The organism is Vibrio sp. JZG10 (assembly GCF_054064075.1).
This window is the reverse complement of the sequence record NZ_JBSUGE010000002.1, coordinates 289,518-313,109: the sequence shown is the minus strand read 5'-3', so window position 1 is coordinate 313,109 and position 23,592 is coordinate 289,518. Positions and strand designations below refer to the sequence as shown.

21 protein-coding genes are annotated in these 23,592 nt (G+C 43.6%); 12 read left to right on the top strand and 9 right to left on the bottom strand.

Annotated features, from left to right (window positions below):
* The first annotated feature begins 302 nt into the window (after nt 1-302).
* A complete protein-coding gene (locus ACWYVB_RS03935; protein ID WP_005395520.1) occupies nt 303-785 on the top strand; it encodes a DUF1097 domain-containing protein in 483 nt (160 codons plus the stop codon).
* A gap of 151 nt (nt 786-936) precedes the next feature.
* Here the strand turns inward: ACWYVB_RS03935 and ACWYVB_RS03930 are convergent, their stop codons facing one another.
* Nucleotides 937-2,571 carry an ATP-dependent endonuclease gene (locus ACWYVB_RS03930; RefSeq protein ID WP_012842315.1) on the bottom strand — a complete coding sequence of 545 codons (1,635 nt, stop codon included), beginning with the start codon at nt 2,569-2,571 and terminating at the stop codon, nt 937-939.
* A gap of 271 nt (nt 2,572-2,842) precedes the next feature.
* Between ACWYVB_RS03930 and ACWYVB_RS03925 the strand changes: the two genes are divergently transcribed.
* From ACWYVB_RS03925 to ACWYVB_RS03915, 3 genes are all read left to right on the top strand, one after another.
* Complete coding sequence (locus ACWYVB_RS03925) at nt 2,843-4,585, top strand: bifunctional metallophosphatase/5'-nucleotidase (RefSeq protein ID WP_317410505.1); 1,743 nt, start codon at nt 2,843-2,845, stop codon at nt 4,583-4,585.
* A 627-nt stretch (nt 4,586-5,212) separates the two neighbouring features.
* Nucleotides 5,213-6,232, top strand: coding sequence for a TerC/Alx family metal homeostasis membrane protein (locus tag ACWYVB_RS03920; protein WP_317410507.1), 1,020 nt, complete (start codon nt 5,213-5,215; stop codon nt 6,230-6,232).
* Between the two features lie 278 nt (nt 6,233-6,510).
* On the top strand, nt 6,511-6,702 hold the full coding sequence (locus tag ACWYVB_RS03915; RefSeq protein WP_005376351.1) for a hypothetical protein: 192 nt from the start codon (nt 6,511-6,513) through the stop codon (nt 6,700-6,702).
* A gap of 191 nt (nt 6,703-6,893) precedes the next feature.
* Here the strand turns inward: ACWYVB_RS03915 and ACWYVB_RS03910 are convergent, their stop codons facing one another.
* The 4 genes from ACWYVB_RS03910 to ACWYVB_RS03895 form a co-directional block, all read right to left on the bottom strand.
* Nucleotides 6,894-7,451 (bottom strand): PhnA domain-containing protein, encoded by a 558-nt coding sequence (locus ACWYVB_RS03910; RefSeq protein WP_005395511.1) that lies wholly within the window; start codon nt 7,449-7,451, stop codon nt 6,894-6,896.
* Between the two features lie 289 nt (nt 7,452-7,740).
* Entirely contained in the window at nt 7,741-7,950 is a 210-nt protein-coding gene (locus ACWYVB_RS03905; protein WP_041853072.1) for a YgdI/YgdR family lipoprotein, read from the bottom strand.
* Nucleotides 7,951-8,085: 135 nt separating this feature from the next.
* Complete coding sequence (locus tag ACWYVB_RS03900; RefSeq protein ID WP_457528044.1) at nt 8,086-10,494, bottom strand: VolA/Pla-1 family phospholipase; 2,409 nt, start codon at nt 10,492-10,494, stop codon at nt 8,086-8,088.
* A gap of 20 nt (nt 10,495-10,514) precedes the next feature.
* The gene (locus tag ACWYVB_RS03895; protein WP_012842310.1) at nt 10,515-11,759 is read right to left on the bottom strand and encodes an outer membrane protein transport protein; all 1,245 of its coding nucleotides are present in this window, start codon (nt 11,757-11,759) and stop codon (nt 10,515-10,517) included.
* 423 nt (nt 11,760-12,182) lie between these two features.
* On the opposite strand from ACWYVB_RS03895, the gene ACWYVB_RS03890 reads away from it, so the two are divergent.
* Complete coding sequence (locus tag ACWYVB_RS03890) at nt 12,183-13,211, top strand: site-2 protease family protein (protein WP_047010406.1); 1,029 nt, start codon at nt 12,183-12,185, stop codon at nt 13,209-13,211.
* A 73-nt stretch (nt 13,212-13,284) separates the two neighbouring features.
* Here ACWYVB_RS03890 and ACWYVB_RS03885 read toward each other — a convergent pair whose 3' ends face one another.
* The gene (locus ACWYVB_RS03885; RefSeq protein WP_317410509.1) at nt 13,285-14,073 is read right to left on the bottom strand and encodes a M48 family metallopeptidase; all 789 of its coding nucleotides are present in this window, start codon (nt 14,071-14,073) and stop codon (nt 13,285-13,287) included.
* A 203-nt stretch (nt 14,074-14,276) separates the two neighbouring features.
* On the opposite strand from ACWYVB_RS03885, the gene ACWYVB_RS03880 reads away from it, so the two are divergent.
* The 5 genes from ACWYVB_RS03880 to cutA all read left to right on the top strand — a co-directional run bounded on the left by ACWYVB_RS03880 (nt 14,277) and on the right by cutA (nt 17,322).
* Nucleotides 14,277-14,711, top strand: coding sequence for a hotdog fold thioesterase (locus ACWYVB_RS03880; RefSeq protein ID WP_317410510.1), 435 nt, complete (start codon nt 14,277-14,279; stop codon nt 14,709-14,711).
* A 6-nt stretch (nt 14,712-14,717) separates the two neighbouring features.
* The gene (locus ACWYVB_RS03875) at nt 14,718-14,951 is read left to right on the top strand and encodes a DUF3389 domain-containing protein (protein ID WP_054867596.1); all 234 of its coding nucleotides are present in this window, start codon (nt 14,718-14,720) and stop codon (nt 14,949-14,951) included.
* Nucleotides 14,952-15,030: 79 nt separating this feature from the next.
* Nucleotides 15,031-16,740 carry an SgrR family transcriptional regulator gene (locus ACWYVB_RS03870; RefSeq protein WP_012842305.1) on the top strand — a complete coding sequence of 570 codons (1,710 nt, stop codon included), beginning with the start codon at nt 15,031-15,033 and terminating at the stop codon, nt 16,738-16,740.
* Complete coding sequence (locus tag ACWYVB_RS03865; RefSeq protein WP_074190659.1) at nt 16,724-16,975, top strand: hypothetical protein; 252 nt, start codon at nt 16,724-16,726, stop codon at nt 16,973-16,975. Before ACWYVB_RS03870 ends, ACWYVB_RS03865 begins: the two co-directional genes overlap by 17 nt.
* A gap of 14 nt (nt 16,976-16,989) precedes the next feature.
* Complete coding sequence (gene cutA / locus ACWYVB_RS03860; RefSeq protein ID WP_041853070.1) at nt 16,990-17,322, top strand: divalent-cation tolerance protein CutA; 333 nt, start codon at nt 16,990-16,992, stop codon at nt 17,320-17,322.
* Here the strand turns inward: cutA and ACWYVB_RS03855 are convergent.
* Entirely contained in the window at nt 17,284-17,880 is a 597-nt protein-coding gene (locus ACWYVB_RS03855; RefSeq protein ID WP_074190660.1) for a DUF2238 domain-containing protein, read from the bottom strand. The two genes, cutA and ACWYVB_RS03855, sit on opposite strands and share 39 nt — an antisense overlap.
* 243 nt (nt 17,881-18,123) lie before the next feature.
* Between ACWYVB_RS03855 and ACWYVB_RS03850 the strand changes: the two genes are divergently transcribed.
* Both ACWYVB_RS03850 and ACWYVB_RS03845 read left to right on the top strand, forming a co-directional pair.
* Complete coding sequence (locus ACWYVB_RS03850; RefSeq protein WP_005376329.1) at nt 18,124-18,963, top strand: isopenicillin N synthase family dioxygenase; 840 nt, start codon at nt 18,124-18,126, stop codon at nt 18,961-18,963.
* Between the two features lie 201 nt (nt 18,964-19,164).
* The gene (locus ACWYVB_RS03845; RefSeq protein ID WP_074190661.1) at nt 19,165-19,785 is read left to right on the top strand and encodes a DNA-J related domain-containing protein; all 621 of its coding nucleotides are present in this window, start codon (nt 19,165-19,167) and stop codon (nt 19,783-19,785) included.
* Nucleotides 19,786-19,867: 82 nt separating this feature from the next.
* Here ACWYVB_RS03845 and ACWYVB_RS03840 read toward each other — a convergent pair whose 3' ends face one another.
* Both ACWYVB_RS03840 and ACWYVB_RS03835 read right to left on the bottom strand, forming a co-directional pair.
* A complete protein-coding gene (locus ACWYVB_RS03840; protein WP_005395489.1) occupies nt 19,868-21,523 on the bottom strand; it encodes an ABC-ATPase domain-containing protein in 1,656 nt (551 codons plus the stop codon).
* A gap of 71 nt (nt 21,524-21,594) precedes the next feature.
* Nucleotides 21,595-23,505, bottom strand: a complete 1,911-nt coding sequence (locus ACWYVB_RS03835) for a bifunctional diguanylate cyclase/phosphodiesterase (protein WP_053808423.1) — start codon at nt 23,503-23,505, stop codon at nt 21,595-21,597.
* Between the last annotated feature and the right edge of the window lie 87 nt (nt 23,506-23,592).

The following is a 23,592-nucleotide window of genomic DNA, read 5'->3' as shown; positions in this document are numbered from 1 at the left end:
ATCCATGATTCTGCACGCCGATATTAGCTTCCTAGTCTCGTTAAAGCTTGCTGGAGTGACCTATTGGAACTATCCAACACACATCCTTTTTACCTAGCACTAGAAATACTCATTCCCTAAATCTGTTGATTTATCGGTTGCGTCAAACTTTTAGTGCAAGTCATGAAATTGTTATAACCTTATTGTGATCATTGTCACCGATAAACAAGAGTGATGTATCTAACATGTGTCCTTGATTTCAATGTATGAAGGCAGTTATTGAGCCATATGAGTACGACAATAGCCAAGCAGGTACGACTACCATGACGACACTTTTAGCTATCTCTATCACTACTGGAATTTTATCTGGCGTATGGGGTTGGATCGCCATTTCTTTAGGTTTGCTTTCTTGGGCTGGTTTTTTAGGTTGCACGAGCTACTTTGCTGCGCCAACTAGCGGATTGAAAGGACTTGGTATCAGCTTAATCACTAATATGACGGGTGTATTCTGGGCAATGGTAATTATCCACGGTTCAACTTACGTTGGTTTGGAAATTATCGGTTATGTGATTACCGCTATTGTGGCATTTTTCATGTGTATTCAAGCGAAACAGGCTTGGCTCGCGTACATTCCAGGCACTTTTATTGGTTCCTGCGCAACATTTGCCGCTGATGGAAACTGGCAACTTGTCATTCCATCTTTGCTGCTAGGTGGTGTGTTTGGTTATCTAATGAAAGCGACTGGACTTTGGTTGCATACGAAATCAAGCACTACTTCTTCTACGCTTGCTGAGCAAGCACAGTAGTGAACCCCCGATCTTATTTGTATCCACTGTGTATTGAGTTTTATCCCTCTCAATACCTTTAATCAAAATTAATGATGTTTGATACAAGCACACCAATTTGGTGTGCTTTTTTTGTATTACAAGGCAAGGTGTGAGTGTGAAATACTCTAACTCATGTATTGCCGTTTGCCATGGTGACAACGCGCTTAAGTGTCCAACGCAGAAGTACAGGAATGCACTCCATACCTCTCTCTTCACAGTGAGATACAATGGCCAAAGCTAAGTCCGGTTTTGCATGCTTTTTCAAAACACGGTTTACGACTTTTTTAGCTGGGATAGGGTGATCATGAGGAACTTTGATGATGTCCTTAAAGAAAAGTTCAAACCCATGATTATATAGAAAATGTTCGATATCTCGATCAGGTAACTCTGTAAGTCTATGCCTTTCCTGATCATGATCGAGTTGCGCTCTCACGGCATGCGCGTACTTTTTACCTGCCGGGTCACCATCGGTAACAACATGCCAGTCGATACCGAACTCTTTTGCTACTTTGATCAGTGACTTCAGTCCTGATTGTGCAAATTCAACGATTTGAACTCCTTCCGCAGCTAAGTCATATCCGCATTGACGAGCCAGTTCATGAAATAACCAAACTTCAGTTTCGCCCTCTACGAGTAACCAACACCGTGCAAACAACGCCCCTGAGCGATGAAAACGAATGTGGAAACCAATTCGGCGTAACTCATCTCTACCAAACTTGGCAGAGTTTAAGCTCTTGGCAATGGTTCGGTCTGACAAGCGAATCAAACGCCGGATTGAATAAAGTGGAACCGAGCCAAGTAACGTACCGCTGTTGGTAGTTAAAATCTTTTGCATTGGCAACAACTGCAATAATGACCACGCTCTAGCGAGATGAGTTGGGTGTAGTCGGCCTTCTGGGTCCTCGATAATCAATATCGGTCTTGCGCAGCGTCTTAAATCGGTAGGGCCTTTTGCTTGAAGGTAAGCATTGAGAAGCCCCATTAAAAGCAAGCGGCTCTGTTTATCATTTGTTTCCTTAAGGAATTGACTTAATCCTTTATCAGAGGAAGGGCTTGTATAAAAAAGACCATCACGAGGTTTTCGTGGGTTACCTTTGCTGACGCTGCGGAACGCAAAATAGTGTTCGACAAGTGTTTGCATTGAATCGAGACTACTGCGAATCTCACCCTTGTTTACGTGCCCAGGCATCGCCAATAGCCGTCGGCAGGTGTTGTTGATTCGTTTTTCAATCCGAGCATTTTTGCTGTCGCCGTTGACGTGGTTTAAATCTGGGAAGCGTCGGGAGTCTCGTAGGCGGATAACAGGGTGAAGAGTCATCAACTCTACAGCGAGCTTCTCAGAGTGGTGCAGTTTCTTCGGCTTGCCGTTATGATCCAAAAATGCGTATTCAGTTTTAATATCATACTCGTCGCGAGACGCACTAATTCGATAGTAAATGACCTGCTCACCATCCTCGTTTGTGCACCATGCAGGTTTTATCCGTCGATAACGCCCAGCTTTTACTTCGTTCTTGTCTTGTGCTTTAAAGCAAACAATGATCTGCAAGTGTTGGGTTTGTGGATGAGAAATTGAGTAATCAACGTGAAAATCTTTTAGTTCGAATTGATATAATGAGCCATTAGCAGGTAGCGCGATAGAAAGGGCATCGAGCAATGATGATTTGCCCCACGTGTTCTCACCGATGAGCGTAGTGAGTTCGTCAAAAGAGAGTGAAAGGCGTTTGATGCCTCTAAACCCGGAGATTTCGATGCGTTCTAGTCTCATCTCAATCCTCCTTGCAATTATTTGAATTATAGAGAGTTATTTTGCTACTCCTAAGCATATATTAATTCGAAATATTGGAGTTAAGCTCAGTTCACAAAATTACGAGAGCCCCTTACTGAATAGAGACCGCAACAAGCGACGCTTGCTTTCAAAAGTAGTGTAGATAGCATCGTGATCACTTAAACATGAAATCAAAAAATCACAGTTTCATAAAATTCATGATTCTGTCATGATTCACTTCTTATTATTATAAGGAATGAAAAGAGAGAAGATGAAGATGAATAACAATCATAAGCCAGTGAGAATCAAACTGGCACACATCAATGACACACATTCCTACTTTGAGCCAACGTCATTACAGTTAAAGCTTAAGATCAACAATGAACTCACGCTAGAGCCATACGTGAGTGCTGGCGGGTTTTCTCGCATCGCAACCCGAGTAGAGCAGCTACGAGACGACGCGCAACGTCAAGGGCATGGGATGTTATTTCTCCATGCTGGAGACTGTTTCCAAGGCACACTTTATTTCTCATTATTTAAAGGTAAAGCCAACGCCGATTTGTTGAATGCGTTAAAGATTGATGCGATGGCGTTAGGCAACCATGAACTGGATATGGGTAATGAACCTGTTGCCTTATTCTGTCAACGCACTCAGTTTCCATTGCTTGCTGGTAACTGGGATCTATCAAATGAATCGCTTCAAAAGCCTCACCGAGTGAGCGATAGCAACAATGTGTATAGTTATCAAACGGAGACACAAAGCGCACAATACATCGTCAAAGAGTTTCATGGTGAGCAGGTTGCGATTTTCGGATTATCCATTGATAAAATGAGCGATATCGCGAACCCAGATGCAGATACGCCATTTAAGTCTGCAATTGAAACCGCTAAGGCGACCGTAAAACAAATTCACTCCTCTGGTATTAAAAATATCATTCTTCTGAGCCACTTAGGTTATGAAGGTGATTTAGAGTTGGCTGAACAAGTTGAGGGGATTGGTATTATTGTTGGTGGACATAGCCACCGACTGCAAGGCGATTTCTCATCAATAGGTTTAGGGCAAGATGACCCTTATGGTGTCAAAGTAAAAGATACCTACGTTGTGCAAGCGGGCTTTCATGCTTTGACCATGGGGCACTGCGTCATTGAATTTGATGAAAACGGCAAAGCAACCATGCTGAGTGGTCAAAATGAACTTTTACTTGGCCGACGTATTTTTTGGGACTCGACACTAAATCAACAGCTTGACCAAGGCGTATTCGAAACCGCATGTGACTTTATCCATGGTCAACCTAATGTGGTGGTCTGTAAGAAACACCCAGAGACTCAAGCGATCCTAAGTGATAAATACATCCCTCGGGTAAGACAGTTACAGTCACAAGTCATTGCTAGTATTGACACCAAAAAGCGTCATGTGCGAATCCCAGATGAGTTTGGTGAGAGCGAGCTGGCTTCTTCTGTTGCGCGTTCATTTTTGTACAGCCTAAATAAACGCGGGCATGAGGTTCAATTTGCGATTCATAATGCGGGTGGCGTGCGAACATCATTGAATCCTGGCAATATCACAGTGGCAGATATTGCCGGACGGTTGTTGCCTTTTGCCGTTCCGATCGGCTTTTACGACGTAAAAGGCAGTGCTATTCGCCGAGCACTTGAAGGCGCCATAAACAATGCACTCAACAATGATGTGGAAGGTACTGGCTCTGGCAGTTATCCATACACTTACAATTTAAACTTTGAGTACCGAGCTGATGCCCCTAAAGGTGAAAGAATTCAGTCATTAGCAATTTTTGATGGTCAACAATGGGTCGACGTTCAAGACGACACCTGGTATCGAGGCACTTCCTCCGCTTATACCATGAAAGGGAAAGAAGGTTACGATGCTCTACTGGAGATGAAAGGCGAGGGGCTTGTAACCAACTTATCCATGGCAGACTGTTTTATTGAACTTCTGACCGATGAGCCAAACTGCTTGAATCAAAGTCACAAACTTTATACACAGCAACACAGATAGTAGATATTGGTATCGATTTTGCTGTCCTTCAATTGCTACATGCGATGATGAGGGTGGTAGTATGTGGAATAAAGATTGGACAGATACGGCAGTGGTGGTTGCTTGGGTCGCAATTTGGTCAACGTTAGTTTACTTTGTACCTTTGAGCGGCTTTTGAATTGCTAATAACACGGAAGTTAGAAAAGGAGCAGTTATGCTCCTTTTTTGTGTCGATGTTCTCAAAGACAACGCTCTGACTCCTAAATGTATCATCTTGAGTCACTTGCTGCTCTTTACACCTCATAACAAAAGTTCACGTGGTTGAATCAATTCCTTTCTTTTTATATTTCTTTCTGATTTTTAATAGGAATTTTATTTCGATTGGACAAAGTTTTTTTTGTTGGAAAGCGTGACATTCGGCGTTATCATTGCGGCGTTTGGGGAGTAGTTAGCGCAAGTTTACTTATCGTCATCTCGTTAAGCATCAGCTTATCCGGTAAGTAAAGGTGTTGCGTGATTCATCCACGCCGACACTTCAACGAGACCAACGCATTCATTGACTGGCAGCACATGATTACTATGTGACTGCTTGTTGTTATTGTCTGCGGAAGGTCACCAAACTCATGTCCTTCCGCCATGGGAGGAAGCATGTCTCTTATCGAAAGTACCACCCAATTGAGCCAATCGGCACCACTTCAAGAGTCATTAGCGATGTATGGCGCTTTTGGTCTTTTTACGCTTGTTCTTGTTGCGCTTGATATCTATCAAACGCGTGGTGGCGTAATAACGATGAAAAAAGCCATCCTTTGGAGTGTTTTTTGGTTCTTACTTGCCTTTGTTTTTGCAGGTTCTATCTATTTATTCTGGGACCTTTACGCACCGCACAGCACTTATACGAACGATAAAGCAACGGTTTCATTCTTAACAGGCTACTTACTAGAGAAGTCGCTAAGCGTGGATAACTTGTTTGTGTTTGCCATCATCTTTGCACAATACAGTGTGCCGGAGCATTTGCGTCCGCGAGCGCTGCTTTGGGGCGTGATTGGTGCGTTAGTTCTACGGGCTATCATGATTGCGGTTGGTGCTCAGTTACTTGCGCAGTACCACTGGGTGTTGTACCTCTTTGCCGCATTCCTTATTTGGACAGGTATTAAGCTTGCTCGCGACAAAGGTGAAGCAGAAGAAGTTAACCCATACCCTGAGCAGTTTATTCGCAAAATATTGCAAGTTACGGATGATTACCAAGGAAATCACTTAATCTTAAAGCAAGCTGGTAAGTGGGTGGCAACACCAATGCTGATCGTAGTCGGTGTAATTGCAGTGATGGACGTAATGTTTGCACTGGATTCTATACCAGCCATATTCGCGGTAACACGAGAGCCATTTTTAGTCTTAGCCGCGAACGTGTTTGCACTGTTGGGTTTGCGATCTTTGTACTTTGTTCTGCAAGCGATGTTAGACAAGTTTGTGTACTTAAAACCAGCATTATCGGTGATCATGATGTTTATCGGTGTAAAGATGTTATTGGTGGGAACAGAGTATGAGATTCCGACAACGTGGTCACTCACATTCTTAATCGTTGTGATGACATCAGCGGTTGTGGCATCGCTCCTCAAAAATAAGTCGAACAGTCGCTCTAGCGTTAAAATTACTAATCAAAAAATATAAGTAAAGCGCTAAAAATAAAATAAATAACGAAACTTAATGTTAAAAATATGTTGTTGGTCGAGATGGCTTTATGCAGGTAACGTTAAGTTATTCAACATAATTAGACAGTTTATGACTATTTATGCTGTTATTATTCATTTGTATTTTTGATGTTTGTAATGGACTTGTTTTATTAGATAATCTAATCCGAATGGGTAAAATTTGTCATTTCTTAAACAATAAGAAACTGACTAATATACAACCAACAAAACAGACTACTGCTTTAAAGAGAGGCAATCATGGCACAAGCAATGCAAATGACAAATGTAGCTTTACCAACCTCTATGGATAAGAAAACCTACGCGGTTAACTTCAAAGGACTGATTGCTCACTTACTAGACATTCTATTCGTAGATAATACTGCACCACGCAGTTACTATGCGGAAGATTTGTCAGCTCACATTCAAAAAGATATCGGTATGTACCGTTAATCTTGAAATAATGAATGAAAATACCGGCTTATAAGCCGGTATTTTTTTAGCTGCTCAAACGCGAATAACGGAGCTAGAACTCTATACGGAGTCAATACCGGAGTAGAGGAGCTTATTCCAAATTGGTGTTCATTAGAAATGAAAACGGGGCACTAATAGTGCCCCGTTTTGACTTGTAGAGTAATACGATATTACTTCTTACGGCAGTATTCTGCGATCACGTACATTGACTGACCGCCATTTGCCTTGCCCGAAACTAGTTTCGGATCATCACCAAGGCTGATACCACGGATCACTGTGCCTTGTTTGATTACTTGGTTAGTGCCTTTAACAGGTAGGTCTTTGATTACCGTTACATCGTCACCTTTCTTAAGTTCAGTGCCGTTGCAATCCAGCGTTTTGTCATCATCAGACATACCCTTCATCGCCCAGTTCATTTGCTCTTCTTCCATGTACATCATGTCAAGAGCATCTTGAGCCCAGCTTTCAGAGTTTAGGCGAGTGAGTTGGCGCCATGCTGTCACTTGTACTGCAGGAACCTGGCTCCACATGCTTTCGTTTAGACAACGCCAGTGGTTAATGTCTTTTGGCTCATCGATCTCACCCAGACACTTATCACAAACCATGATAGCAGTATCAACGGTCACGTTACCGTGAGGTGGGACAGCGTATGCTGTTAGTTGAGATTCAGAAGAACACAGTTCACATTTTGACTCGCAGCGCGCAAGCAGAGTAGCTTCAATAGACATAAGGACTCACCTTAGTAATGTTATTTTGTGGCGGTATTATCCACTTTATCCTGAGAAATAAAAGGGTGTTAGCGAATTAAAGCCGAGATTTTACAATATTCCAACCTGATTAGGGTGAATATGTAAAATATTCGCTAAACAAATAATACCTGTATATAAGAAAATGCATTGATTGCTTTGGGTGATGAATTGGTTGCTTCATTTCTTGAGGAAGTTAGAGGTTCGTTGGGAGTATTAACTGCGCTCAGAAGTATGGGGAGAGCCCTCTAAATACATAGAGGGCATGTTGCTAGCGTTCAATAATCTGCACAATTTGATCTTTTGAAATGCTCATTTCTTTCCCATCCATGTCTTCATACTCGTACATACCCGTTTCTTCGTTAAGGTCTGGTTTACCGTAAGAAGTAATAATTTTCCCTTCATTTGTCGACATAAGATATTGGCTACTTCCGCATGCAGCAAGAAGTAAAGCAGTGGCCATTATAGTGAATATGCGCATAGAGTTTTCCTTTCAAACAAGTAAGTTAGGTACGACACCGATTTAACTATAGCAAAGGATATACGGGACGGTTTTTTATGATAGAGAACGAAAAAGCCCAGTCGAAACTGGGCTTTGGTAAGAGAGGTAATACGATTACTTCAGAACGGAAGTATTAGTCACACTCGTTAAAGTGTCATCCATTAAGAAGTCTGTGTTTTCCATTTGCATCTCAACGTGATGGTCAATATCAGACAGAATGCCATTTGGTGAAGCAAAGGTACTGTGTGATGCAGTTGCATTAAACTGAACAAAGCTTGCCATTGGAGACAAGGCTGTATTAGCACTGTTTACGGTCGTTAGACCTAGCTTAGCTGCTAGAGGCTCAGTCCCGGCAAACGGTGCATTTGGAACGCTGTTTGGCACTGTGCTATCACCCTCAACCTCGGTCATCAAGAATGGTGTCGTTAGTGAACCAGAAGCGACCAAATCTGAGGCGTTTGTGAACGGGTCGACTGTATCTAGCGTTGTTTGTGCTGCATAGATAAATTGTGAGAAACCAGCTTCTAAAGCTGCGACTTGAGCTTCCGTTGCCGCAGCCTCAAATGCTTCGTAACATGTTTTATCTTCTAGATCCGCACATGATGCATCAGCGTAATTCGCATAGTCTTTTGATGCTGCATAAGCGAGGTTATGTTTGATCTGAGGACCGTAATTGTCTGAACCTAGTAACAAATTACCAATTTGTCCACCAGAGTTCTGTACTGATGCAGAGCTAAAGGTGTACAGCGCATCCGCAGTAGGGCTGCCCAATGTATTGTTTGCTGCTGCGACGGCAGATGTAGCTACAATACCGCCAAGTGAATGACCTAGCATTTTGACTTTTGAACCCGTCATTGGGTTGAAGCCTTGCAGAGGACCTCCAGCTAAAAGACCGCCTTGCGCCGATACTACCAAGCTAGCGCGCAAACCTAACACATCCAGAACACTTTGACGTAGATTGTCACGCGCAACGGCTAAGTTGGAAAGATTTAGATAAGCCAGTACATTCGCATTTGCGGAACGTTGTTCATCTAAGCTGCGCGTACCGTGAATAGGTAAGTCAATAGCAATAACAGCCACACCTGCTTTTACCATATTGAACGCGAACGCGTACGCATTCTCTTTCGCTGAAGTGATGCCGTGTTGATAAATCACAACGTCTGTCGCGACGCCAGATTTAGGTGTGAAGACCAGTACTTCGACATCTTCTACCGATTTAACGACTGGAACTGGGGAGTAGCGAGTCACAATACGTTCACTGTCGAGTTGGGTACCATCGCTTAATGTGAGTTTAGCACCCACCAGTTTTAGCTGCTCTGTAGGATCGGTTGCGAGCTTTGTCACGTCAACAGGGTTATTTGCGAAAACGCCAGTTGATAGCTGCTGAACCATGTTCGCTTGCTCGTTCGGATCCGCCAGTGCTGCACTTAGCTTCGCTAGGCTTGGCATCGCAGATACCATTGGCTGCATGTTCCAGTTTGCCCCTTTTTCTAGATAATGAGGCAGTCTGACCACACCTTGAGTCACATTTACATCGGAACCTGACTTCGCATAAAGGCCTTTAATTGCCGTTTTTGCCGCGTCTAGGTCACTAACGTACTTACTAAAGTCATCGTCAGCGTCTAGCGCAGTGCTAAAGTCTTGGGTTGCACCAAGTGTCATTGTGTAGGCTGTTGATAAATCTACTGAACCTTCGTTCGCATCGTTTTTGTAAACGGCGTTTAGTGTATTTGCACCCGTTGAGAAACCGGTTGCCGTTACACCTTTAACCGCCGCCAAAGTGTCACCTACAGACTGAGTGCTGAACCATGAGGAGTAAACGATGTCGTCAGGGTTTACTTTGGCGATACCAAAAATGCCTTCTACCGCTTGTGTCACCGCTTGAATAGAAGCAAGAGCACCAGTTTCATAAACGATTTCTTTCGATTTACCTGTCGCGTAACTGGCTGATGTACCGATTGGCTCACCATTCACGTCAGTAACATCTTGTGTTACTGCAAAAATGTACTCGCTTGACTCATCAAGCGCATCCATGAACTGGATATATAGAGAGTTGCCTTTTGCTTGAACAACGTAGTCTTGGTTCTGAACGAGAACGTCTTCGATTGGATTAGACTTACCATCCCACTCGGTTAAACGTTGATTAATCTTGATGACTTTAATACCAGACGGCAGCATACCCGTTGCAAAACCATCGCCTTTAAAGTTCAGAACGATTGGCATAGACGTTGACCATCCATCCATCGTATTCATCGAGGCTCTAGGGTTGGTTAAGGCATCATCACCGTCAGTTGGCAGACCAAGCGTGCCATCTGTTGTGTCCATTAATAAGTAAGAGGGCGCAGGTACATCCGCATTCGCCCCTTGAAGCGTAAAGCTGATAGATGTTCCACGGTCGAGCAGTGCTTGGACTTCATCTTCAAATTGAACTTTGTCGGAAGTACCAGAGCTTGATGTATTGTCACCACAACCAGCAAGAAGGATTGCAGAACAAAGCATTGATAATTTAAACGTGTGTTTCATTGGTTTACTCCGTAATCCCATTATTTGAAGGTGTAGTTCATCTGTACCGCGCTGATGTAAGCAGTACCTTCAGAGTCGAACTTGATCTCTTCATCCTGAGCATTTGTCTCGGTGAAAGAGCCTGATTTACTCTTAACAAGTGCAAAGCCTGCATCGAAAGTTAAATTCTCATTCATTGCGTAAGTTAGGCCCGCGCTGTACCAAAAACGGTCACTGTCAGGGATGCTCAATGTGGCTTCACCTGCTTGTTCGTCGTATGCAAAGCCTGCACGGAATGTCCAATCCGCATTGAGGGTGTAAGTTGCACCAATAGAATAACGGTTGTTGTCTTCGTATTTCTCTGGTTTGTAGAAACATTGACCAGCAGTTCCATCATTACATTGAGGACTCGTCGCTTTCAGTTCTTTAAATGTGCTCCAATCGGTCTGTTGCCAGCCGTAATGTACTGCCCATTGTTCATTCAGTTGATGGAAAGCCGATAATTCGATAATTGAAGGGAGAGAGATTTTTAAACGGCCATCCACTTTTGGTGATGGAGCTCGGCCTGAGTCGTAACTACTAAACTCACCGTCGTCAAAATCTAGATCAACTTTAGAACGGTAACCAAAGCCAAAACGGTTGTTTTCATTTAGCTCGTACAAAGCGCCAATATTCCAACCCCAAGCAAAAGTTTCGCCTTCCATGCCGACAAGGTTATCGGACTTATTACCACCTAAAATACGGGCGAGTGCGCCTTTGTGACGAGTCAGCTCCGCTTCCGCGTACACTAGGTTGATACCGCCACCGACACTGAAAGACTCGTTAATACGGTAAGCGACATTAGGATTAATGTTTACTGAAAGTAGGGAAGTGTCACCCGCCATGTCACCCGCAGAAATATCATCTGGATAATCAGTAGCAACACCGTATGTTGTGAACATACCGATACCCCAAGCCCAGTTATCGTTGATAGGGCTGATGTAATAACCCGCTGGCACGACTTGTAAAGGGGCAACATCTTTCGCATGTTCTTTGTTAACTGTGTCATACACATCGACTTCAGGATCGATGATAGATAACGCGCCCGAGAATTGAGCTTCTTTGAAAAGCGTCATCGCTGCTGGGTTTCGTGCAAGAACGCTGGCATTGTCTGCGACCGCTCCTTCACCTGAAAATGCTCGACCAAGACCAGATGCTGAATGCTCAGCTACCTGGAAGCCCGCTGAATGGGCATTACACGCAAACAATATCGAAATTGTAAGCAGAGAGCAGTGCTTCTTGTTCATCCTTGACCCTCCTAGGGTGTCATAGTGTTGGACCGAAGTCCTTGTAATTGTTGTGTGATACTTACACCAGTTGTTAATACGTGAAATACAACTGTGATGTAAATGTAATGTTAATTGTATGTTTAATAACTTGTCAAAGTTTGAGCGTATTTTGCGTTTTAAATATGATGCATAGGTCAAACGGTGATTCGTAAGGGCATGTATTATCGTTATATTTTTTAAGAGAATGGTACGACCAGAATTGTTTTACGGGCTTTATGATTAAATGGCATTCAAACCAAGAGATAGCGGGCTTTGCCGTTTCTGTACTTAGCAGGCATAATTCGCGCCTCGCTTTGTTGTTATTCAATAGACGCAATAGGAATCGTGTTGGAATTACTGAATGTTGAATTTTTAGGTCGTTCGTTAAGGCTCGAAGGATCGATGGCTGGTTGGCAGCAGTTATATTGGGATAACACCTTGGTGTCCCAAATAGATGCCAGTGATAATGTTGCAGACACTTGCCTTCACCAGTTTAGACTCTCTGCAGGGGAGGAAGTCCTGGTATGCCATTTGGAGTGTTCATTAACATGGCAACCGTTTGAATTGAGTTACAAGGTCACAATTAACGATGAGCTTATTAGCGAAGGTTGCCGAAATGAAAAAGACATCGAACGCCAAGTACCAGAAGTTGAGCCGCCAACGGAAAAGCGTTTAAGTGTGATAGGGCTAGTATCACTTGGAATGAAAGCACTCAAGAGTGCGAAAGTAATCAAAGTGGCGCTAGCATCTGCAAGTCTTGCTGCATATTCTTGGCTATTTTCTATCGAGTTCGCGTTAGCTTTGATCGCCTGTTTAGTTTTCCATGAGTATGGCCATATTAGAGCGATGAAGTACTTTGGAATGAAGACCAAGGGCATCTATTTGATTCCATTTCTTGGCGGCTTAGCGCTGAGTGATGAAAAGATCAACACACGCTGGCAAGATGTGGTTATCTCGATTATGGGACCATTTTTTGGTTTAGTTCTTAGCATCGCGTTTACTTTGCTTTATTGGATGACTGGAGAGGTGCTCTTCGCTGGCCTAGCAGTGTTTAACGCGTTACTAAACCTGTTTAATCTGTTGCCTATTCTGCCACTAGATGGTGGTCATGTACTCAAAAGCATTACCTTCTCGATGAACACTTGGGTTGGATTAGTCGGCAGTATAGCTGCTGCCTTGTTGGGTATTTTTATCAGCTATTCTTTCGGGCTGACGTTGCTAGGTTTTTTATTGTTAATGGGGATGCTAGAAGTGGTCATGGAATGGAGAGGTCGACATCATAGTCATTTATTGCCGTTAACCCGTTACGGACAACTCTTCTCACTTGCTTGGTACTTGGTTTCTGTCGGTGGTTTTGTCGCTATCATTTGGTATTTTGCTACCCTTGGAGATAGCCTGTTGAGCTTGCCACTACAGATACTGGGTACTTAAACTATTCCTTATACCCATTAAAAAAGCTCCCTAGGGAGCTTTTTTGCGAAAAATAGACACTGGTAGCAGAAGTTTAGCCACATTTTGGCGCTTTCGCGTTATACGCAGGCAACTTATTTATGGTTGCTTGTAAATCTTTAATACGCGTACTGTGCGATGGGTGAGTTGAGAAGAATTCAGGCGGTTGAGAGCCACCGGATGCAGCACTCATATTTTTCCATAAATCGACACTTTGACGTGGGTCGAAGCCTGCTTTTGCCATAAACTCAAGCCCGACAATATCAGCCTCGGATTCCTGTGTACGACCGTATGGTAAAATAACACCGTATTGGACACCGACACCAAGTGCCGCCATCGTCATTTGCTGATACTGTTTGTACTCGGAAGCTCCTATAGCAACGTTTGCCAGAGACAATCCCGCATTTGCTAACTGGCTTTGTGAAAGGCGTTCATTACTGTGGTCAGCAAGGACGTGAGCCACTTCGTGACCAATGACTGTTGCCAACTGATCTTGGTTTTTCGCGACACCTAAAAGCCCGGTGTAAACGCCGATCTTCCCACCAGGTAGAGCAAACGCATTGACTTGTTCACTATCAAAAACAACGATTTCCCAGTCTTTAAATCCAGATTGAGCGGGAATGGTGTCAGTGATGTGTTTGGCAACGCATTGAACATAGGCATTCGTTTTGCGATCTTTGCTGATTGGGATATCTTTCTTCATTTGTTCGAAAGATTTAGCGCCAAGCGATGACATTTCCTGATCTGAAAACATCAGGATCTGGTTGCGACCCGTCGGTGATGCGCTACATGCCGTTAAGCCCGCGATAGTTAAAAGAGCAGAGGCTTTCATCCATACCTTCATAATAGGCTCCATCTAAATTATTTTTGTTTTGAAGCAATAGTATATACCCAAATAGTAACATGATGCATGGATCAAATTATTCATCAACTGTCAAAGAGGCCAAGATGTTACATCTTGAAGTTAGACTTAAGTAAAGTCTATGCTAGCTCTCTAATAAATCGTTACAATCCGACAAACCAATTTGTGAAATTAAGAGTAAAACAATGAATATATGGAAAAAGCCCGTTAGCATAGAGATTCTGAATGCTACATCAAAAAATACCCTGATCGAGCATCTACAAATTGAATACACAGATTTCACGGATGACTCCCTTACAGCGACCATGCCTGTATGTAGTTTTACTCATCAACCTTTAGGAATGCTTCATGGTGGCGCTTCTGTTGTACTCGCAGAAACATTAGGCTCTTTAGCTGCAAATTTCTCTGTTGATGAGGGGAGTTACTGTGTCGGTTTGGATATCAACGCGAACCATGTACGTGCAATGCGAAGTGGTCATGTGATTGGTACGGCAAAACCCGTACACCTTGGCGTTTCAACACAAGTGTGGCAAATCGACATAACTGATGAACGAGGCCGATTAGTGTGTACCAGTCGCTTAACTATCGCAGTGAAGCAACATAAAACGAAGTCGGTATAAAGCAAGATGGTGATTGAGTTTTCATTAGGAAAAATCATTGCTACCCAGCGTGAAATCGTGATTAAGCTCTCCGGCAGTGCAATGGTAACCTTACAAGCGCAAACCGATTCTATCCAGTTACTGGGTAGAGGAGCGAACGTTGTTTTATCTCATGGTGCAGAGTGTAAATGGTCTATCAAGCTGGATAATGAGGAACAACTTGTCGGTCTTGCACGAGAAATTGGCATCGATATTCAATAATTTACTGCGTGACGTTTGCACTTTTTGGTAAAAATGAGGAAACTTAGCTTATCAACAATAAGATAAGAATTTCCTCTTTATGAGTAGCCCTCGTTTACGTGTTCAGTTCGAAACACTGTTTGAAAAATTCGCCGGTCACGATACGGACGTTCAGCTAGAAGACATTACCGAAGCGCTGTTTTGTACACGTCGCAATGCCCGTATTGTTCTCAATAAATTAGAAGAGGAGGGCTGGATTGAATGGCATCCAGCGGCGGGTCGAGGAAAGCTCTCAAAACTCGTTTTCAAACGTAACCGTAGCGATGTCAGTGAAAACCTCGCCAGACGTTATCTCGACGAAGGGAAAATTGGCCAGGCTCTAGATGCGCTTGATAACGACGCGGCTCGATTAACGCAGGTTATTCAGGGTTATTTAGGGCTTCAGCATCGGCAGGGCGAACAGGTGGTACGTTTGCCATATTATCGACCATTGGCGATGTTAAACCCACAGAAACCGATGCGGCGTTCTGAACAGCACATCGCCCGACAAATTTTTAGCGGGCTCACTCGTCTTGATGAAAATGAACAACTTCAGCCAGATTTAGCCCACACATGGGAAGCCATTTCTGATACACACTGGCGTTTTTATCTTCGTCGTGGGGTGCGTTTTCATAATGGTGAACCGTTATCAACCAGTTGTGTACTTGAAAGTGTGCTTGCACTAAGTAGCCTGAACCTGTTTTCTCATATAAAAAAGGTATCTTCACCACAGGAATGGACCGTCGATATTGAACTCGTCCGTCCTGACCGCTACCTGCCTTTGGCGCTGAGTGAGTCGCAAGCAAAAATTTTGCTACCAAGCGCTTTGCGTTCAGAAAACTTCGATAGACAACCAATAGGGACTGGGCCGTTCCAAGTTAAAATGAATGATGATAAGCGTCTCATTTTGACTGCTTTTGATGGCTACTTTGGCTTTCGTCCCTTGCTGGACCAAGTTGAGGTGTGGGTAATTGATGAAGCGTACTCTTCAATGGTCTATCCAAGCTTGTCTAAGCCAAAGATGGATAAACAAGGTTCATCTGATGAGGTCGAGCTTGATCCTGGCTGTACATTTCTATTACTAAACAAAAACACCGGGATTGCAAAAGACCCACGCTGGGCAGAATTTCTATCACAAACTCTCAACAGTCACCAGATTTACGCGCATGTTCCTCAAGATAAAGTGATGGAATTGGGTGTATTGCAAGCCTTTGGCCTTAAGCCAGGTTGGATTGATCTTAGGCCAGCAGAGGCGGGCAGCGTGCCGCAGGCTGATAAGGTGATTTCCGTAGCGTATCAGAAAAAGCATCCGATGTTTCCAGTAGTTGCCAAGGCCATCAAGACACTCTTAAAACCGCACGGTATAGAGGTCGAGTTTATTCGTTATGATTCTCAACCGCCCGCACCGGAGGAAGTGGATATTTGGGTGAAAGCCATGGGCATTGCAACGAATCGAAATGATGCTTTGGCTGGCTGGCTTCTGGATTACAGTGATATTGAAAAATTCAGTTCTGGTTACGATTTTAGCGAATGGGCGAAGCTCGTTGATCAGTGGCGTGCTGGTGTTTATCCAGACTTCCCTGCACGTGAGTTAGGACGTCAGTTGGTAAAAAGTTGTCAGGTGATTCCGATGTTTCACTGCTGGTTGGGTGTCAATAAAGACCACAGCGGCGCCTTACAAAATGCAAAGTGTAATGCCTTAGGTTGGTTTGACTTTAATAACGTATGGGTAAAACCTGATATAGAAATGAATCATGGCGAAACCGAATAAGAAACAGCCGACGAAAACCGTCGATATCTATTGCTCAAAGTGTAAAACTCAACTATTCAAGTACCGTAAAGGCGGAAAAGGCGCACTGGTCAAGTGCTTCAAAGAGCGCATTGTTGACGATTTCACACAAACCCCATGCAACTGTCCCAGTTGCGGGCAAGAGTTTGCAAGAGATACCCTAGTGAGAGGAACGCCCGCTTACAAAATGATTGGCGGCAAAGTGACAATGAAATAATGAAGGGCTAGAAAATGAGTATAAAACATGACTACTGCATGGTGTTAAGCACAACCAGCAACGAAAAAAATCGAGATCAGATCATTAAAGGTTTGCTAGATGCCCAATTAGCCGCGTGTATTCAAACGATGCCTATTGAAAGTCACTATGTGTGGAAAGGGGAGATTTGTACTGACAACGAATGGTTGCTGGTGATCAAAACTCGCCGAGAGCTCTATGAATTGGTGGAAGAGAAAATAGAAAACCTGCACGAATATGAAGTAGCACAGATCGTACAGGTTCCAATTGTTGATGGGTTTAACCCTTATTTAGAGTGGCTGAGAAAATCGACGCTGAGCCGACATTAAAAATAGCGACAACGCTGCACCTACGGTGTCGCACAACATATCTTTCTGGGCGTCCCATATGTCACCTTGCGAGCCCAGAAAGGCGATTCCTTCATCGCCGCCAGCCAATTCTGCATACCACCATTCGATAATCTCATAGCCTGCTGCAAGCGACATGATCGCAAACAAAGCAAACCAGCAAGAGAACGTTTTGTTGAACTTGTTCTTGTGTATCAAGTATTCAGCTATCGGATACGCATAAAGGCCAATCGAAAAGTGCGCAACGCGATCAAAGTTGTTTCTATCTGAACCAATCATGTCGTTAAACCAGTCAAATGGTACTTCGGAAAACGTATATTTCGCTCCGATAGTGTGCAAACAGAGCCAGATGAACATTAAAAGGTAAGCCGTATTACTGAATTGATAGCGAATCGAGATTACCCAAATAGCAACAAGAATACCAATTGCTGGGATAATCTCTGCAAACCAAACGGCACGTGAGTTAGGTTCTAACGCAGAAAATAAAAACACGATGGCATAAAAAATCGTCAATCCTAAGAGTGTCGAGGTGCTTTTCATAGAGTTACTTGATCCTTCAATTTATCTTACAGTGGGACTCCATAGACTTGGGTAATGATTACACTTAATTGAACGGTGTGCAATTGTTATTTTGATGGTGTTTTTGATCACTGAAAATGTTGATTTATTGCCAAACTGCTCAACATTAAAACGTTTGCGCGTGCACTTTTCATTAAAGTTTGATTTACAACATGCCCATCCATAGAATCCGTGATTCAGTCTAATAAAAAAAGAAGTAAAGCCATGAAACTGGAAACTGTCGATTATCTTGCTGACGATGCTGCTCAACAGTTCGTTACCTCTCTGCGCGAAACAGGGTTCGGTGTGTTGAAAAACCACCCGATTCCACAAGAGCTTGTAGAGTCAATTTACAAAAACTGGCATGAGTTTTTCTGTTCAGATCAAAAGAATGATTTTCACTTTAACGTAGACACCCAAGATGGCTACTTCCCACCTTCTGTGTCTGAAGTAGCGAAAGGGCACAAAGTGAAAGACATCAAAGAGTACTTTCATGTTTACCCTTGGGGCCAGATCCCAGAGCAACTTAAAGCTGAAATCTTAGAGTACTATGAGCGGGCGAATGCATTTGCTCAGGAGCTATTAGGCTGGGTTGAAGCGTACGCACCTAAGGACGTTCAAGAGAAGTTTTCTATCGCGTTGTCAGAAATGATCAATAACAGCGACAAAACATTACTACGCGTTCTTCACTACCCACCAATGACAGGGGAAGAAGAGCCAGGCGCTATTCGTGCTGCTGCGCATGAAGACATTAACCTGTTAACGGTTTTGCCTGCTGCTAATGAGCCTGGACTACAAGTAAAGAGCAAAGAAGGTGATTGGATAGATGTACCCTGTGACTTCGGAAACTTAATCATCAACATTGGTGATATGCTTCAAGAAGCGTCGGGCGGTTACTTTCCTTCAACGACTCACCGTGTAATCAACCCAACGGGTGGCCGTCAAGAAAAGTCGCGTATTTCATTGCCGTTGTTCTTGCATCCAAAGCCAGAAGTGGTTTTGTCTGAGCGCTACACCGCACATAGCTACCTTATGGAACGTTTACGTGAACTAGGGGTTATTTAACCTTTACGTGATCTCCTTACAAAGGCCGATGGTTGATGACTATCGGCCTTTTGTTGTTTATGGTACAAAATGATACCCACGCTTCATTCGGTGCCACAGAAATTAGGCCTGAAATACGCGTCAGCAAGCATTTTTACCAGTACAGATGAGCAGCTTTCTCTGAGATTAGTGTGATGCTTCAATATTAAACAGAGAGGATGAATGGAAGGACAACGCACGGTCAGTAGTATTGAGACTCATGCAATAGAAAACCCGTTGCTTTGGCCAATGCTAGAAATTCTTAGAAAGCAGCCTTCCGATTGGAAAGTTCACACCTTAGCCAGCAAGTTGAGTGAACAGGGCTACATTTCGAAATTGGATGATTCTCCTGATAAGGATTTATTCAAACGAAATTTCTTAATCATGAACGCGCTATACCAACTGCAAGAAACGCTTTACCCAGATGCCTGGCTGCAAGTTGAAGCGATGAATATCCAGCTGATGTCTTCGTTAGAAGCTTCGAGGCATATCGTTGATATTAACGATCCTTTGCGTGAATATTACCTGGATTGGCGCAACTACGAAGCGGACGAAGATGAAGTGCGTCGATTGTTGAATGAGTTTTGGACCACTTATCAAAAATTCATTGGTGGTTCGTCTGTTGCAAGTGTAGATAAGACAAAGGCACTGTCACTGTTTGAGCTTAACCCTGATGCAACACCCGCAGAAATTAGAAAGCAGTGGCGAAAACTCGCGCTTCGTTGGCACCCAGATAGAGAGAATGGTGATGCAGAAAGGTTTAGAATTCTTTGTGAAGCGTGGAATGTACTGAGAAACGAATGATTCGGTATGAATAAAGATAAAGGAAGGCAGCTAACTATTAGCTGCCTTTTTTCATTGGATTATCTCAATCAGCGTATCAAAACTAGCATGAAGGCTTAAACTGAGATTTTCTCATGCGATTAAGCGCAGCCATTACGTCTAGTGTGCGTGGTTTGGCTAAGTCTCCTTGCTTAGGAAGCGATGCATGCCACTCACCAGACAGCATTTCTTCAATTTCCTTCGCTGGATGATTACACCAGCCTGGAAGCTGAGCAATTTGAAACCATAACCAGCCAATCGTGTTGACTTCATCAGCGGACTCAATCTGTTCCAAAGCGCTAAGGTCAGTAAACTCTTTGCCAAACCGAAGTGACTCTTTGCCTTTCGCATTCACACGGAATTTACCGTCAGTGAGAATATTCATCAAAGCAACGCGATTCAGGGCGCGAGGCGGGAAGGTTTGTAAACGTTCTTCCGATTCGTTATGACGTTGAGTAGGGTGCTGAGCGATCACTTCTTTCGCTTTTTCTGTCACATCAACCGCTTGGTAGTCGTGCATCTGAATGACTGTGTCGGCAACGTCTAAGTAGTCGCCTGAACCACCCATAACGATAATGGTAGAGATATCGAGATCATCTCGCAATTGACCAATGCGATCGACAAGAGGGGTAATTGGTTCATCACCTTTTGCCACCAATGCCTGCATACGTTCATCTCGAATCATGAAGTTCGTCGCAGAGGTGTCTTCATCAATCAATAACGTGCTCGCACCCGCTTCAATAGACTCTTGAAGCCAAGCGGCTTGTGATGTTGAGCCTGATGCATCTTGAGTCGAAAAGTCCGCTGTATCTTTACCCATTGGCAAATGGTTGATGTAATTCGACAGGTTCAAATGATGCACACATCGACCATCTTCGGCACGGATCTTCATTGCTTTGTCATCAGCTACGATGTATTCACGACCATCTCCTGGAATATGATCGTAAATCGAACGCTCAATCGCATTCAGTAAGGTAGATTTACCGTGGAAACCGCCACCTACGATAAGTGTAATGCCCTTTGGAATCCCTAATCCCGTGACATGGCCTTTGTTTGGCGCATGTAAAGTCACTTGCAGCGATTCAGGGGCTTTGAATTCAACCGCCTCTTTCATTGGGAGATCACAGTTACCGGCAATTCGAGGGAGAATGCTGCCATTTGCGACAAACGCAACTAGGTTATTGGCTTCCAACTGTGCACGCAGGGCATCTTGGTCTTCAACAACTTGGCAATGCTCAATCAATGCTGCTTTGTCGAGTTCACGTTCTAAGGTCGCTCGACGGATAAACTTAGGCAAATGGAAAGTCAGTATGTTATTGGCTTTTTTCCCCAACACTGAACGACCTTCAGCAGGCAAGTTAACTCGAAAACGCAGTTCAATACCTTCCTCGGTAAACAATACTGCGGTGCTATCCAACACAGTTTGGCCATTCAATGAAATGGATACGGAGTTTTCTTGTTTAGCAAACTGCTCAAAACTGCGCGCAATAAAATCACGTGCTGCTCGTTGAAAAGCAGGGGACTCGTCTTTTAACCATTCCAGACCAGTCAAGGACCAGGCGCGAGTTGCACGAAAACGTGACGCGGAAGCATACGGATCTCCTTGTACGTGATCGATGAACAAAGTGAAATCAGTGAAGTCGTATTGACCTTTGATTTGCTGATAAGCGCGGTAGTTCTGCTTTTCAATTTTCTTAAGCGTGGCAGTCAACTGATCCATGAAGATATTGGCCTTTTAATAGAAGCGGGCGGCGATTATAGAAACCACCGCCACCTTAGTAAAGAGAATGCTTAGGAAGAGTAGGCGTATTGTCCGCCTGAAAGACGCTGATTAAACAAACTTTGCTCAAATTCATTACAAGGCATCGGTTTACCATAGAGAAAGCCTTGCCCAATATCACAACCCTCACCAATAAGAAACTGCTCTTGTTGGGGGGATTCAATGCCCTCAATAACCACTTGGAGGTCCAGTTTTTTAGCTATGTGTATGATAGAGCAAATGATCGCACGATCATCGTCCGACTTTTCCATTTGCTGGACAAAGCTCTTATCAATCTTGATGGCATCAAATGGGTATTTCTTCAAATAGCTGAAAGAGGCGTACCCTGTACCAAAGTCATCAAGTGACAATGTCACGCCCAGTTCATGCAATTTGTTTAGCGTTGTGCGTGCTACTATTTCATCGGCAATTAAAGCGCTCTCGGTCACCTCGAGTTCGAGAAAATGTGCTGGTAAATGGAAGGATTCGAGTAGGTGTTGCACTTGCTCCGCAAAGTTCACGTTTTGTAATTGAATTGGAGAGACGTTAACGGCAATTTTGAAATTATCAATTAACTCCGACCACTGTTTAGCTTTGTCTATCGCGGTACGAAGAACAAAAGAGCCAACTTCAAAAATAAGTCCGTTTTGTTCAGCCATATGTATTAATGCTTCGTTAGAGACGTCTCCCAGTATTGGGTGTCTCCAGCGCAGCAATGCTTCTGCGCCAATCCATTTGTGAGTATGGGGATGAACTTTGGGCTGAAAGTACAGCATCAGGTCGTCATTTCTTACCGCTTGCAATAAGTAGCTTTCCAATTGATTGTGGTTGTTTAGCTCATTCGAATGACTTTCACAAAAATAACTATACGCTTCGCCAGACTCTTTACACAGCAGCATGGCATAGCATGCATTTTGAAGAAGTTGTTTGGCATTGCTGGTTTGGTGGGCTTGTACAACACCAATATAAGAGTTGAGGTGAACCTCTGTGTCTTTAATATAAAAGCTTCCCAAGCCAATATTGGTGATATCATCCAATAGCTTACGCAATTTCATATCAATATCGTTGCCCCAAATGAGTAATACAAGGTCATTCGAGCTTGGCCTTCCGGTAACGAAATAACTCGATTCTCGTTTACCAAGGCGATACCGAAATTCTTTTAATATCTCGTCAAAGGCCTCAAAGCCATAACGGGTTTGGATACTGCGAGCATTACTAAAGCCAATGTTTATCACAAGCAGTGATTGCTGGCTATGATCCAACGTTCCGAGCGTTTCTCCGACAACACTTTCCAGTGCTGCGCGGTTTAAGAATCCGGTTCCCTGATCGTGTGTTTTTTGGTAGCTCACTTGTTTTTCTGCGGCCTTACGGCGATCAATCTCTTTTGTTAGGGAGTAACTCAACTGCGCTAGGTCCGTAGTACGGTTCTCAACTCTATTTTTGAGTTCATTATTAAGACGCTGGAGTTTGTGTTGCTGATACACGACGGAGAGCTGCGCTTCGATTGAGTCTTTGAAAGTTCCGAGCAATTGGCGGTAAGTGTCGCTGTATTCATTCTTCTTGGAATCAAGCATGCAGATGGTTCCAAACGTCTCTCCGTTTGGCCAGAATAACGGTAAACCACAATAAGATATCATGCCTAGTTTGATGTCAGGGTTATTGCACCATTCTTCATCCTCGAGCGCATTAGGAACCATGAGTTCGCTCTTATGCTCAATGACATGCTCACAGTACAAACCGTTGCCGAGTAGTTCAGCATCGCCGGTACGATAGGGGTTACCTTGAGTTTCACTGGATGTGTTGACTTCAATACGATCTGGATGGATACGCATGATTAATGTGGTGGGTACGTGCGTTATTTGAGCCAGTAAGTTGACGATTTCCTGCCAACTTTTTTGCATAGACTCAGGGATTTCATAATCTAATGTTTGCAATCTCCCCATATAGGTCATCCTTTACGTGGTTTCACTTCCTGTGAATTTAAAATGTAGACTGCTCTATCTTGTTCTCGGTTTTTAATTAAGTATAGG

Excerpts from the sequence above, each read along its gene's own strand:
- ACWYVB_RS03900 (WP_457528044.1), bottom strand. The coding sequence starts at position 10,494 with ATGAAACACACGTTTAAATTATCAATGCTTTGTTCTGCAATCCTTCTT.
- ACWYVB_RS03885 (WP_317410509.1), bottom strand. The coding sequence starts at position 14,073 with ATGAAGGTATGGATGAAAGCCTCTGCTCTTTTAACTATCGCGGGCTTA.
- ACWYVB_RS03870 (WP_012842305.1), top strand. The coding sequence starts at position 15,031 with ATGAGTAGCCCTCGTTTACGTGTTCAGTTCGAAACACTGTTTGAAAAA.
- ACWYVB_RS03865 (WP_074190659.1), top strand. The coding sequence starts at position 16,724 with ATGGCGAAACCGAATAAGAAACAGCCGACGAAAACCGTCGATATCTAT.
- ACWYVB_RS03895 (WP_012842310.1), bottom strand. The coding sequence starts at position 11,759 with ATGAACAAGAAGCACTGCTCTCTGCTTACAATTTCGATATTGTTTGCG.
- cutA (WP_041853070.1), top strand. The coding sequence starts at position 16,990 with ATGAGTATAAAACATGACTACTGCATGGTGTTAAGCACAACCAGCAAC.
- ACWYVB_RS03920 (WP_317410507.1), top strand. The coding sequence starts at position 5,213 with ATGTCTCTTATCGAAAGTACCACCCAATTGAGCCAATCGGCACCACTT.
- ACWYVB_RS03925 (WP_317410505.1), top strand. The coding sequence starts at position 2,843 with ATGAAGATGAATAACAATCATAAGCCAGTGAGAATCAAACTGGCACAC.
- ACWYVB_RS03880 (WP_317410510.1), top strand. The coding sequence starts at position 14,277 with ATGAATATATGGAAAAAGCCCGTTAGCATAGAGATTCTGAATGCTACA.
- ACWYVB_RS03890 (WP_047010406.1), top strand. The coding sequence starts at position 12,183 with ATGGCTGGTTGGCAGCAGTTATATTGGGATAACACCTTGGTGTCCCAA.
- ACWYVB_RS03930 (WP_012842315.1), bottom strand. The coding sequence starts at position 2,571 with ATGAGACTAGAACGCATCGAAATCTCCGGGTTTAGAGGCATCAAACGC.
- ACWYVB_RS03845 (WP_074190661.1), top strand. The coding sequence starts at position 19,165 with ATGGAAGGACAACGCACGGTCAGTAGTATTGAGACTCATGCAATAGAA.
- ACWYVB_RS03915 (WP_005376351.1), top strand. The coding sequence starts at position 6,511 with ATGGCACAAGCAATGCAAATGACAAATGTAGCTTTACCAACCTCTATG.
- ACWYVB_RS03875 (WP_054867596.1), top strand. The coding sequence starts at position 14,718 with ATGGTGATTGAGTTTTCATTAGGAAAAATCATTGCTACCCAGCGTGAA.
- ACWYVB_RS03840 (WP_005395489.1), bottom strand. The coding sequence starts at position 21,523 with ATGGATCAGTTGACTGCCACGCTTAAGAAAATTGAAAAGCAGAACTAC.
- ACWYVB_RS03855 (WP_074190660.1), bottom strand. The coding sequence starts at position 17,880 with ATGAAAAGCACCTCGACACTCTTAGGATTGACGATTTTTTATGCCATC.
- ACWYVB_RS03910 (WP_005395511.1), bottom strand. The coding sequence starts at position 7,451 with ATGTCTATTGAAGCTACTCTGCTTGCGCGCTGCGAGTCAAAATGTGAA.
- ACWYVB_RS03905 (WP_041853072.1), bottom strand. The coding sequence starts at position 7,950 with ATGCGCATATTCACTATAATGGCCACTGCTTTACTTCTTGCTGCATGC.
- ACWYVB_RS03850 (WP_005376329.1), top strand. The coding sequence starts at position 18,124 with ATGAAACTGGAAACTGTCGATTATCTTGCTGACGATGCTGCTCAACAG.
- ACWYVB_RS03835 (WP_053808423.1), bottom strand. The coding sequence starts at position 23,505 with ATGGGGAGATTGCAAACATTAGATTATGAAATCCCTGAGTCTATGCAA.
- ACWYVB_RS03935 (WP_005395520.1), top strand. The coding sequence starts at position 303 with ATGACGACACTTTTAGCTATCTCTATCACTACTGGAATTTTATCTGGC.